The following is a 12,009-nucleotide window of genomic DNA, read 5'->3' as shown; positions in this document are numbered from 1 at the left end:
CAATTGTTGCGGGAAAGGGAGATTCAGGGAAAAGAATGACTCCTCTGGAAGAACGAAGGAGCATATTCACGAAGACATAGGTCGACGCTGGGCCCTTCGCCTTTGCAAATTGTTGAAGAGGCACATCGCCTAGGCCGTTGTTCGGTTGGTTTATGGATGCCGCACTTCTATGGGTGGATGTTTTGACTGTGAGTGTGGATGCTTTGGTGTTTATGGATGTATGGATGCTTGCTTTGGTGTTTGTGGTGGTGTTTATGGATGCTTTGGTGTTTATGGATTTATGGATGCTTTGGTGTTTGTTTATGGATGTGTGGGTGTTGTCACAGTAATAGGAGGCATTGGGTAAATTGGACAAGACACACCAGATGAAGAAGACCGTCTAAACGCCTTGCTGTCAGTACCGGACATACGATCCGTTATTTGAACGAATTTACCCATTCAAAAAAATTTAACGGACATATGATCCCTTATTTGAAGGATTAGCCCCTGAAAACAGGCTTTTTACCTCAAATAACGGATCCTATGTCCGATAAGTGCACGGATTGGCTGTTTTCCCAAAAATAACGGATCGTATGTCCGGTACCATTTCATGTCTAATTCGATCTTATGTCCGATACGATCATCCTAAGTCCGATTTTATCTTATGTCCGATACAATCATCCTAAGTCCGATTCGATCTTATGTCCGACACAAAGCCCCCGTCCGATTGCGGAGCCCGTTCTTTTCAAATCCTATGCATCCGATGGAAAGCCTGTGTTAGATGCAAAGCCTATGTATGCGAAACCTATGAATCAGATTCCATGTCCGATAACCTCGGCTTCGCGAATAACCTCAGTGCGCAGCGCCCTTCAAATTCAGCACGACAACGCCGGCGACGATGAGCGCGATGCCAATCGCGGTCGTCATGCTCGCCGTTTCCTTGAACACGATGATGCCGATGGCGGCCGTGATGACAGTCCCGACACCGGACCAGATGGCGTACGCGATTCCGAGCGGAATATGCTGAAGAGCTAGCGACAAGCAATAGAACGCGATGCCGAATCCGGCCACCGTGCCCAGGCTCGGCCACAGCCTGCTGAAGCCGCCGGATGCCTTGAGCATGGACGTCCCGAAGATTTCGCTGACGATGGCCGCAGCCAGAAACAAATACCCCTTCATGCCGAACACCTTCCCCGAATGGCCCAAGTGGACGCGGGCCGAATGAACAATCCGTTCCAGTATACCATCTATACCATCCGATCCCGCATCTCGAACCCCAGCCGTTCATAGAAGCGGATAGCCGAAGTGTTGCACTCGAAGACGTTGAGATCGACCGCATGGGCGCCCTTGCCGCGCGTAGAGGATAACCTGCTCCATCAGCCTGGACCCGAGTCCGAGTCCGAGTCCGCGATGCTCCTCGTTCACGACCAGATCCCGGATGAACACGGTCTTTCTCGGCTGGAACACCGGTCTGTCCGGCGCCTCCTGCCACTCGAGGGCGGCATACCCGAGCAGGCTCCCGCCGTCGCCTGCCAGGACCATCACGTCCATCTCCCCGTCATTCAGCCATCCTTCGTAGACGGCCCGGGTGAACTGGCCTTCCACCTTGCGATCCAGGTCCCGTCTGGCATCCGCATGAAAGTCGAATACCTGCTTGTTCAATGCGGCCACCGCCGCATAATCCTTCTCTTCCGCCAATCGAAGGTCCATGACCGTCCCTCAAAGCTCGTAGTCCGCGCCATGCAAAAAAAGACCCGACGGGTATCGGGTCCCTCATTGCGGCATCGCTGCCGAATCCCTACGTTTCCTGCTGGCTGGCAGCCGCTTTTTTCTTGGCCGCCTGCAGGGCGCTGGTCGATTCCATAAGGACGGGTAGGTCTCGCATGCCCGAGGTCATCGGAGAAGAACAGATGGAGCAGACCGGCTCTTGCTCGAAAGCGTAATCCTTCCGCATCCATCCATTGCAGCCGTCTTTGGAACAAGTCCAGACGGGGGTCATCTCGGTGGGCAGTTCTTCTTGCGTCTTCTTTCGGGAATAGTACATGGAAACACTACCTCCTCCTCTATGAATCTAACAAAAAGGCCCTGCATCTAGCAGGGCGCTGGCGATGATTAGTATACTTTTACTACGTCTGCAGCTTGCAGACCGCGTTGGCCTTGAACAACGTTGAATTCAACGCGTTGGCCTTCGTCAAGAGTTTTGAAGCCTTCGCCCGTGATAGCGCTGAAGTGTACGAATACGTCTTCGCCGCCCTCAACTTCGATGAAACCGAAACCTTTTTCTGCGTTGAACCATTTAACTGTACCTGTTTGCATTTGTGTTACCTCCAAAATGTTTATTTGCATGTATGATCTTAAAAAGATCACTCATCGGAAAAGGCAGCGAAAGCGGCCCCTTCAAATACGTGACCCTTAACGTCTCATATACGATTGGTTAAGTATAACACACCTCATCGCAGATAGCAAAGCTTTGATTTGTAAATTTGCGGAAAATGAAAAAATCGGCTTGGGCAGGCTTTCCTGCGCGCTTCTTCCCCGGGTGTCGCGCGCATGGGCCGTCGGCAAAGCCGGGCGTCCAGGCCTTGCCGCCTCCGAAACCTCCTTCTCCGGTCCGTAACCGCGGGCTGCTGCTGTCAGCCCTGCTGAGACAGCGCATTGCGAACGGCGAGGATGTACCGGGACTGATCCAGCGGATTCACGCCGCGGCGCTTGCGCTCCGCCTGAACGTCGGCCGGCGCCTCCCGGTATCCCGAGAAGGAGGCGGACAGCGTGCCGCGGCCTTTGGTCAGCGACCCGAGCCGGGCCGGGAAGTCCAGGGAGGTGGCGACCGGCAGCAAGCCTTCCAGCTCCATGCGCCCGCCGCTCAGCACAGGCGGCTCGAACTCCCCGCGCATCGCGATGAGCTCGTTCATCAGCTTGCCGCCGAACTCCTCCGGTACGGACAAGCGGAAGCTCAGCAGCGGCTCCAGCAGCTTGGTCCCGACATTCGCAAGGCCGTCCATGATTCCCATGGGGGTGGCGACCACGAAGTCCAGCGGATGCGTATGCCACACATGATGCTCCCCTTCGAGCAGCGTAACGTTGAGGTCGGTGACCTCCCAGCCGCGCAGCCCTTGCTGGAGCGCCTCGGGAACGCGCCGCTCGACCTCGTTCTGATAGCTGCCGAGCAGCCGCTCCGGCTTGGCCAGGGAACGATACTGCAAGCCGCTGCCGCGCGGGGCCGGCTCGATGCGGAACCGGAGTATCGCCCAGCAGGGCTTAGGCATCGTATAAGCGACGAAGCCTTCTCCGGCCGACGCCGGAGTCTCCTTGTAGATGACGGATGGCGGGTCGAAGGAGACATCGAGGCCGAATCGGCTTTTGGCGACGGAAGCCAGCACTTCGATCTGGATCGGACCCATGACCTTCAGATGCAGCTCCCGATCCTCCGGAATCCACTGGAGATCGAGCAGCGGGTCCTCGTCGGCCAGCTCCTGGAAAGCGGCCACGACCTTCGGATACTCGGCCTCGCTCTTCCAGCGCGCCTGCACCGTCAGCAGCGGCACGGCCATCCGCAGGCTCCCCGGAACTTCCGCGTCCGTGCCCAGAATATCCCCGATGCGCGCCCGGCTGAGGCCGTATACCGCCGCTACGTCGCCCGCCTCGAGAATGCCGGCGTCCTCGGACTTCCGCATGTCGACGATCCGAATCTGGGTGATCTTCTCCTGGATGTCCTGGGTCTTGTTGTAGACAGAATCCCGGTTGCGCAGCGTGCCGCCGTAGAGACGCACGTAAGCGATGCGGCCCATCGCGGCATCCCTCTCCAGCTTGAACACAAGGCCGGATACCGGTCCGCCGCTGTCTCCGCCGGCCTCGGGGAGCCATCGGACTATGGCGTCCATAAGGGCAGCGATGCCGATGCCGCGGCTCGCCGCGCCGAACAGCACGGGGAACAGCTCCGCCCCGGCGGCGCCGGCTGCAAGCCGGTCGGCCAGATCCTCGCCTTGCAGTCCACCCTGCTCCAGATAGCGTTCGAGCAGGTCCTCACGGCTCTCGGCGACCGTTTCCGTCAGCAGTTCCAAATACGGCAGCTGATCGGCGGACAAGTCGCCCGCTCCGCTGCCTGCATGGCCGCCCGGCTCCGGCAGCAGCCAGGCGCTGCCCGTAAAATGCTCCTCCAGACCATGCGGCGCCTGGACAGGCACCGCTCCGGCGGTCAGCAGCCTGCGGATGCCCGCAAGAGCCTCCAGCGGATTCGCTCCAATGCGGTCCAGCTTATTGACGAAGAATACGGTCGGAATCTTCAAGCTTCTCAAAGCCTGCCAGATGACTTCGGTCTGCGACTGCACGCCTTCCACCGCGGACACGACCAGCACGGCGCCGTCCATGACGCGCAGCGAGCGCTCCACCTCCGAGAGGAAATCGACATGGCCCGGAGTGTCGACGAGGTTGACCTGCACGCCCCGGTGGACGAACCGCGTCGACGCCGCGCGCACCGAGATTCCCCGCTCCCGCTCCACGTCGAGCGAATCGGTCTGAGCGGTGCCCGCATCCACGCTTCCGAGAGCGCGGATCCGTCCGCTTTCATATAAGATGTGTTCCGTTGTCGTCGTTTTGCCCGCATCGACGTGGGCGAAGATGCCTACGTTGCGGATCGGGGCTCGGGTGGAAGATGGCATAGGAAGCAAGGTCCCCCTGTCAGGCAGTATGTATCCGCCTATTATACATGATAATAGAGTCCGGATGGCCGAAGGAGCTCCTCTTGCATGCAAAAAGCCCGGAATTCCTCATGCGGAATCCGGGCTCGGAGTCAAAATCTCCGGCGTCAAGGAACCTTGATGACGAACGGCACGGTGAACACTTCGCCGCCGCGCTTGAACTGGCCCCATATTTTGTAGGTCCCGCTTTTCGGGAACGTCGTCATGAACCGGGCTTCCGGCCCGGATGCCTTCTCGTCCATCGGATGCACATGCAGATAACTGTCCGCGTCCGCGGTCAGGATGACGACATGGCCGACCGCGCCCAGATAGGGCTGCAGGTCCGTAACCGGCTTTTCGGTCCGGGCGTCCGCAATCGTGTACGTCAGCACGGCTTCTTTCCCGGCGGCCAGCCCTTCGATGGAGAGGGCGATCTCGTTGCCGTCCACGACCTTGGTCAGATCGCCGTCCGGCTCGATCGGCTTGGCTTTATCCGCCGCTCCGCCTATGGACACCCACTGCATCCTGCTCATCGCGCTGCCGCCCGCCGGCACGAAGTCCGCGATCAGCTTGTACTCTCCGCCGGCCGGAAATTCCGTTGCGATCTCAAAGACGCCTCCGCCCTTGTACTCCGGATGGATGTGGCTGAAATAAGACAGGTCCTTGCTCACGATGATCATATGCTGCTTCTGCTCATGGGCGGTATCGAACTGCTCTACCGGCTTGCCGCCGCTTGTGATGGCGACCCGGATGAGCGTCTCCTGCCTCGCCTCCGGCTGGCCGCCGCCCGCCAGCGTCCACTCGGCCTTCACATCGGAGGCCTCGGCGGCCGTCCCTTTCCCTGCGCCGCCTTCATGGGCATGTCCGGCGGAAGCGTCGGACGAGCCATGGGCATTCTGCTCCTGCTCCATATTCATGTCCATCGAGCCATGGGCATTCTGCTCCTGCTCCATATTCATGTCCATCGAGCCATGGCCTCCCTCTTGGTGGACTGTCTTGGAGCCGCAAGCGGACAGAACAGCGGCGGCGACGACGAGCGCGGCTGCCAGCTTCAACCGTTTCATCATGGATTCAATCCTTCCTGCATACATTTTCATTCATCCAAACAAGCTGCGTCCTCTCATCCCGTCCCGCTGCCGGCCCCTACACCTTCATCCGCTGCAGACGAAGGGCGTTCAGCACGACCGAGACGGAGCTGAGCGCCATCGCCGCTCCGGCGATCCAGGGAGCCAGCAGGCCGAGAGCGGCCACCGGAATGCCTAGCGTATTGTAGCCGAGCGCCCAGAACAGATTCTGCCGGATGTTGCCCATCGTCCGGCGGCTCATGGCGATCGCGTCGGCGATGCTGTTCAGATCGCCGCGCATGAGCGTGACGTCGGCGGCTTCCATCGCCACATCCGTTCCGGTGCCGATGGCCATTCCGATATCCGCCGCGGCAAGCGCGGGGGCGTCGTTGATGCCGTCCCCGACCATCGCGACCTTTTTGCCCTCTGCCTGCAGCCTCTTCACTTCCTCGGCCTTGCCTTCCGGCAGCACCTCGGCCCGGACTTGATCGATTCCCGCCTGCCTGGCGACGGCCCGGGCCGTGCGCTCGTTGTCGCCGGTAATCATGATGACCTCGATGCCCATCGCCTTCAGCCGCGCCACTGCCGCAGCCGATGTCTCCTTGATCGTATCCGCCGCCGCGACCAAGCCCGCATACCGCCCGTCCGCCGCGATCAGCATCGCCGTCTTGCCCTCTTCCTCCAGCCTCTCCATCGAGGCCATGGCCTCATCGGCGGAGATGCCGTACCTCACCATAAGCCTGCGCGTTCCGGCCAGAATCTCATGCCCTTCCACGACCGCCCGGATGCCGTAGCCCGGGATCGCCTCGAACTCGCCGGCAGCCGGGATGGATATTCCGCGCGCCTCGATTCCCGAGACGATCGCTTCCGCAAGCGGATGCTCCGAGCTCTTCTCCGCGGCTCCGACGAGACGGAGGAACTCCCGCTCCTCCATATGGCTGGCGGCGACGACATCCGTCAGCTCCGGCATGCCCTTCGTCACGGTGCCCGTCTTGTCGAGGATGACGGCGTCGATCTTATGGGTCGTCTCCAAATGCTCGCCGCCCTTGAACAGGACGCCCAGCTCTGCGGCGCGGCCGGAGCCCGCCATGATGGACGTAGGCGTCGCCAGGCCGAGGGCGCATGGGCAGGCAATGACGAGGATCGCGATAGCCTTCTCCAGCGCTTCGGCGAAATTACCAGGTGTTACCCAGAAATACCATACCAGGAAGGCCATGACGGCGATGCCGACGACAATCGGGACGAAAATGCCGGAAATGACGTCCGCAACCCGCTGGATCGGGGCTTTGGAGCCTTGCGCTTCCTCGACGACCTTGATGATCCGGGCCAGCGCCGTTTCTTTGCCGACCTTGGTCGCTCTGATCTTCAGCCGTCCGTTCTTGTTGATCGTCGCGCCGATGACGAGGTCACCGGCTCTCTTCTCCACTGGAATGCTCTCTCCCGTCAGCATCGATTCATCGATGGAGGAGCTGCCTTCCAGCACTTCGCCGTCGACCGGAACTTTCTCGCCCGGCTTCACGACGACAATGTCGCCGCCGAGCACTTCCTCGATCGCGACCGTCGTCTCGGCTCCGTCCCGGATGACCAGCGCCGTCTTGGCTTGCAGCCCCATCAGCGTCTTGATCGCTTCGGACGTGCGGCCCTTCGCCAGCGACTCGAACAGCTTGCCGAGAATGACAAGCGTGATGAGCACGGCGCTCGTCTCGTAATACATCTGCGGACCATGATGGGCCATGCCGCCCATCCGCGCCCATTCGACGGTCAAATAAACGCTGTAGAAGTAAGCTGCCGAAGTTCCGAGGGACACCAGGACGTCCATATTGGCGCTCCGGTTGCGAAGGGCTTTGAAAGCCCCGACGTAAAACGGCATGCCGATGTAGAACTGTACCGGTGTCGCCAGCGGAAGCTGGAACCACGGGTTCATGAACAGCTCCGGCATCGGGATCCAGGACAGGAAGGAGAAGTGGGCCGCCATCGACCACAGCAGCGGGAGCGAGAGAATACCCGACAGGAGCAGCTTGCGCTTCTGGCGCGCGACGGCTTGCTGCCGGAGCTCGGATGGATCGGCGACCTCCTGCCTGGGGATGGCCTCATAACCCAGCTTGGCTACTCTTGCTTGCAGGTCCGCGACCGATACGGCCGCCGGATTGTATTCCACCCTAGCGCTCTCAAGAGCGAAGTTCACGGCCGCCCCGGTCACGCCCGGTGTTCTGTTGAGCGTCTTCTCGATGCGCACGGCGCAGGCCGCGCAGTACATGCCGACGAGCTGGAGATCCGCTGTCTGCATGGGGGCATCGTATCCGAGCTTGCGGATCGTCTGCTGCAGCTGCGGCACGGTCACCTGATCGGGATCGTAGGTCACCGTCGCTCTTTCCAGAGCAAAGTTCACGTTCGCTTCCGCGACGCCCTCCAGCCTGTTCAGCCCTTTCTCGATCCGGTTCGCGCAAGCCGCGCAGGTCATGCCGGTCAGCTGCAGCGACGTTTGCTCCTTAGCCTGTTTGGATGCTTCCACTTGCGGACACCTCGCTTAGTTCCTTTATTGCCATCATTCCGCGGCCTTATTCTTACGCTTACTATACCCCTCTACCCTATATTCAGTCAATCAAAACTTATACCCCCCACCCCTATATGGAAGGGCATAGAAAAAGGATTCTCTCGAATCCCGGTTATTTCATCAATTTGTTGATGGTGACCAAAAGCTCGTCGATGACCTCGCTCTCGCCGTCCTGGATGCGCTCGATGACGCAGCTCTTCATATGATGCTCCAGAAGCAGCCTGCCCACGCCGTTCAGGGCGGATTGGACCGAAGAGATCTGATTGAGGACGTCGTCGCAATAGACATCCTTCTCGATCAAGCCCTTGAGACCGCGGACCTGGCCCTCGATCCGGTTGAGGCGGCTGATGAGATTGCTTTTGGTCTTCTCGGAGTGATGGCTTTTGCGTCCGTCCGCCTCGCATGATTCATGCTTGTTCGTATCCTGCTGGAGCTCATCCATGACATCACGCCCTTTTTGATTTCCAGTTTACCATAGCCCCCCCACCTATACCAACACCCCGATTTTGAAATGGATTCGTGAACCGCTCCCCAGCCTTCAGGGCAATTCGATGCCCAGCCCCCGCTTCACGGCTTCACGGCAATAATGACCGGCGATCGCGATATCGAATATTCCCAGACCCATCGGGTTGAAGAATACGGTCTCTCCCGGAAATTCGGCCAAGGCGTCCCGGCAGACGAGATCGGCAAGCGTTCGGACATCCTCTTCCTTGAGTCCGTGCCGGAGATGAAGCAGCTCGATGTCCGTGTTCTCGCGGCATACCTCCCGCCAGTCGTCAACGAAGACGGCGCGGACGCCGGCGACGCCCTCCGGCCTGAAATCCCGCAGCGATACGTTCAGCAGCAGCGAGCCGGGAGCAGGCGGCTCGTCGATGTACCGCTCCGCCGATACCGTGCATGTGGCGATCACGTTGGACCGGCGGTAGAGCTCCTGCCAATTCGCAGCGATCGCCGTCATTCCGCGCGCATCCTCCGGCACGGTCTGGGGATCGATGTCCCGCAGATCGTACAGCATGACTTCCTTCAGACGGCTCCCGAGCAAGGCGGCGCACATGTCGAGATGCAGGCGGCCGATCGGGCCCCAGCCGATGATGCCGAGCCGGATATCCTGATCCGGCCTCGAGTCGGCATAAGCCCGGAGCATGACGCCGCTCACCGCGGCCGCGCGCAGGCCGTTGAGCAGATTGCACCGGAGGAAGGCGAGCGGCAGGCCGTTCTCCGGATCGTTCAGAACGATCGCATTATGCGCCCGCGGCTGGCCGTTCTTGATGTTGCCGGGAAATCCGGCGATCCATTTGATGCCTGCCAGCGGCTGCGGGCCGCCCAGATAAGCCGGCGTCGCGATGATTCGGTTCCCCGGTTCGGGAAACCGGAGATAGGTTTTGAGAGGAGCTGCATAGCCTCCGCGATCCATCGCCCGCACGGCATCCTCCGCGATGCCGGTCAGCTTCTCCCAATCCACACCGGCTTCGCGGATATGGCTGTCATTGAGATAGAGCATGCCTAATCCCCCTGTTCCAGGCATCCGGATCGACGCCGAGCTCCCGCTTCACCCAATCGTCGTCATATACCGAGCTCATATACCGTTCGCCTCTGTCCGGCAGGATGGCCGCGCATATGGATCCGGCCGGAATGCTGCCGGCGAGGCGCCGGACCGCCGCCACGACGCCCCCGGAGGACGCTCCCGCCAGGATCGCCTCCTCCCGGGCCAGCTCCCGGCAGCCCCGGACGCATTCGGCATCCGTTACCTTGACGACGATATCCGCCAGCTCGCCGCCGTGCAGCTCCGGCACGACAGCCGCTCCGAGGCCGGGAAACTTGCGCGGCCCTCCTGTGCCCCCGAACAGGATACTGCCCTCCGCATCGACCGCGACGACCTTCGTCGTCCAGCCTCTGCTGCGGATATGATCGGCGCAGCCGCGGATCGTTCCGCAGGAGCTCACCCCGCAAAACAGATAGTCGACCGTCCCGAGCTCGTCCCCGATCTCCTTCATCGTCTCCTGATGCGAACGGGCGTTGTCGGGATTCCCGTATTGGTTCGTCCAGTAGGCTTCGGGAAGCTGCGCGAGCAGCTCCTTCACCCTGGCGATCCGCGCCGGCAGAAATTCTCCCGTCGCGGCATCGGGACGCTCGACCAGCTCGATCTCTCCGCCGAAGCTCCGGATGATCCGCATGTGCGCGTCGGTCGTCCGGGGATCGACGACGCAGATGAAACGGATGCCCAAGTAACGGCATAGCTGAGCCAGGCTGATCGCCAGATTGCCTGAGCTCGATTCGATGACCGTGCTCCCCTCGGTCACGTCGCCGCGCCGGATGGCTTCCCGGAGCATATGGAGAGCCGGACGGTCCTTGGCGCTGCCGCCCGGATTCATGCCCTCCAGCTTGCCGAATACAGCGAACGGCTCGCCCCGGAACAGCCGGTCCAGTCGAATGAGACGCGTTCGCCCGATGGTGTCCGCAATGCCTCCGTCCAGCTTCATCCGGATTCTCCTTGTCGATAATGGATTTTTTTGTTTTTGACGGAGCCCTGCTCTCCGGTGTCGTCCAAGGACTCCCGGACGACCTGGATCCCGCCCAGGATGCCGCTGCGGATCATCGTCCCGATGTCGGGATTGCGGTCCTCCAGCTCCTGCCGGATGAGCTCAAGCGCTGCATCGCTTCCCTGCTCGCTGTCGACCGCGATCCGCAGCGCGTTCCCTTGGACCCGGACGCGGACGCTCGCGCCGCCGAGATGCCGGCAGATCGTATCCTCGATGTCGTAGATGCTGATCTTCTCGCCATGCTTGAGATCCGGTCCGATCCGCTTCACGAGGCTGTGGAAGCTCTGCCGGGGCACGCCCTCCACGTCGATCGTCCTCAGATCGCGCACGACGTCGTACGTCACGTAGCGAAGCGCGGGAAAGGCTTCGCGGATGGACGAGGTCAGCACAAGCACCTGCTCCCCTTCGGATAGCGGCCGGAGTCCCTCGCCAAGCTCTTCGGCGCTCACCCCTTCGGCGACGATTCCATCAGCCAGGAGATAACGGCCGCAACGATGCGAATACGATGCGATCGTGCCGATCTCGATCGATCCGTACGTATCCGTAATTCTGTCTTCGCCGATTCCAAGCCGCTGCGCGGCCTGGCTCCGCCATCCCGGCGACGCCGTCTCGCCGACAAGGACGACATGCCGGATGCCGAGCGCCGCCGGCTCGCCGGCCGCAGCCAGCAGCCGGTCCAGGATGGAGGGCATCGTATACAGCACCTCCGGCCGCAGCAGCTCCAGCGACTCGATATGCTGCCGGATCGGCAGCCGGAAGGACAAGGACTCCACCGTCATCCCGAGCTGCCGGAACACCTCGGCCGCCGTCGCTTCTGCATGGCCGGTCCCCATGTCCGATACGGCCGTCTTGTACCCGTACGGCTCCAGAATGTCCCGGAACACGTCCAGCTTCACCCGCAGATAGTCGGCTTCGTCCTGCTCCGAGTAATAGATCGTCTTGCGGCGGCCCGAGCTCGTTCCCGACGTCCGGTAGCTGCGGAGCTCCGGCTGCCGGGCGAGAGGATTGCCGTCTGAGTAATAAAACCGTTCGAGAAGGGTCGACGTCAGCAGCGGAAGCCCCACCCCATCCGATATTCCTGCCTGCCTCCCTGAGCCGGAGACGATAAGCCCGTCTAGCCAGGGAAAGCGCTGCCTCATCCTGTCGGCGATTTCCCGCATGCTGCCCGGAGTGTCCATATGCATATCCTCCCGCTT

General features: G+C 60.9%; 11 protein-coding genes and 1 pseudogene. 1 reads left to right on the top strand and 11 read right to left on the bottom strand.

The annotated features are described in order from the left end of the window. Window positions 1-188 precede the first annotated feature (188 nt). Complete coding sequence (locus ACLBWT_RS12760) at window positions 189-329, top strand: hypothetical protein (protein ID WP_447663483.1); 141 nt, start codon at window positions 189-191, stop codon at window positions 327-329. A gap of 502 nt (window positions 330-831) precedes the next feature. On the opposite strand, the gene ACLBWT_RS12755 is transcribed toward ACLBWT_RS12760, so the two are convergent. The 11 genes and pseudogenes from ACLBWT_RS12755 to ACLBWT_RS12705 all read right to left on the bottom strand — a co-directional run bounded on the left by ACLBWT_RS12755 (window position 832) and on the right by ACLBWT_RS12705 (window position 11,991). Continuing rightward, complete coding sequence (locus ACLBWT_RS12755) at window positions 832-1,158, bottom strand: DMT family transporter (protein ID WP_447663482.1); 327 nt, start codon at window positions 1,156-1,158, stop codon at window positions 832-834. Window positions 1,159-1,226: 68 nt separating this feature from the next. Further along, a pseudogene (locus tag ACLBWT_RS12750) lies at window positions 1,227-1,521 on the bottom strand (GNAT family N-acetyltransferase). A 256-nt stretch (window positions 1,522-1,777) separates the two neighbouring features. Continuing rightward, a complete protein-coding gene (locus ACLBWT_RS12745; RefSeq protein WP_048744384.1) occupies window positions 1,778-2,023 on the bottom strand; it encodes a cold-shock protein in 246 nt (81 codons plus the stop codon). 68 nt (window positions 2,024-2,091) lie between these two features. After that, a complete protein-coding gene (locus ACLBWT_RS12740) occupies window positions 2,092-2,295 on the bottom strand; it encodes a cold-shock protein (protein ID WP_048744382.1) in 204 nt (67 codons plus the stop codon). A 317-nt stretch (window positions 2,296-2,612) separates the two neighbouring features. Beyond that, complete coding sequence (locus ACLBWT_RS12735) at window positions 2,613-4,637, bottom strand: GTP-binding protein (RefSeq protein WP_447663481.1); 2,025 nt, start codon at window positions 4,635-4,637, stop codon at window positions 2,613-2,615. Window positions 4,638-4,783: 146 nt separating this feature from the next. Next, complete coding sequence (locus ACLBWT_RS12730; protein ID WP_447663480.1) at window positions 4,784-5,722, bottom strand: hypothetical protein; 939 nt, start codon at window positions 5,720-5,722, stop codon at window positions 4,784-4,786. Between the two features lie 76 nt (window positions 5,723-5,798). Then, on the bottom strand, window positions 5,799-8,180 hold the full coding sequence (locus ACLBWT_RS12725; RefSeq protein ID WP_447663698.1) for a heavy metal translocating P-type ATPase: 2,382 nt from the start codon (window positions 8,178-8,180) through the stop codon (window positions 5,799-5,801). 205 nt (window positions 8,181-8,385) lie between these two features. Further along, window positions 8,386-8,715 carry a metal-sensitive transcriptional regulator gene (locus ACLBWT_RS12720; RefSeq protein ID WP_021878103.1) on the bottom strand — a complete coding sequence of 110 codons (330 nt, stop codon included), beginning with the start codon at window positions 8,713-8,715 and terminating at the stop codon, window positions 8,386-8,388. A 96-nt stretch (window positions 8,716-8,811) separates the two neighbouring features. Beyond that, the gene (locus ACLBWT_RS12715) at window positions 8,812-9,774 is read right to left on the bottom strand and encodes a 2,3-diaminopropionate biosynthesis protein SbnB (protein WP_447663479.1); all 963 of its coding nucleotides are present in this window, start codon (window positions 9,772-9,774) and stop codon (window positions 8,812-8,814) included. Continuing rightward, window positions 9,758-10,753, bottom strand: a complete 996-nt coding sequence (gene sbnA, locus ACLBWT_RS12710; protein ID WP_447663478.1) for a 2,3-diaminopropionate biosynthesis protein SbnA — start codon at window positions 10,751-10,753, stop codon at window positions 9,758-9,760. Before sbnA ends, ACLBWT_RS12715 begins: the two co-directional genes overlap by 17 nt. Further along, complete coding sequence (locus tag ACLBWT_RS12705) at window positions 10,750-11,991, bottom strand: AMP-binding protein (protein WP_447663477.1); 1,242 nt, start codon at window positions 11,989-11,991, stop codon at window positions 10,750-10,752. The genes sbnA and ACLBWT_RS12705 overlap by 4 nt, the downstream gene beginning before the upstream one ends. Window positions 11,992-12,009 lie beyond the last annotated feature (18 nt).

This window comes from Paenibacillus sp. D51F (genome assembly GCF_053345695.1).
Note: the sequence above shows the minus strand (reverse complement) of the source record. Positions and strands in the feature narration are given on the sequence as shown.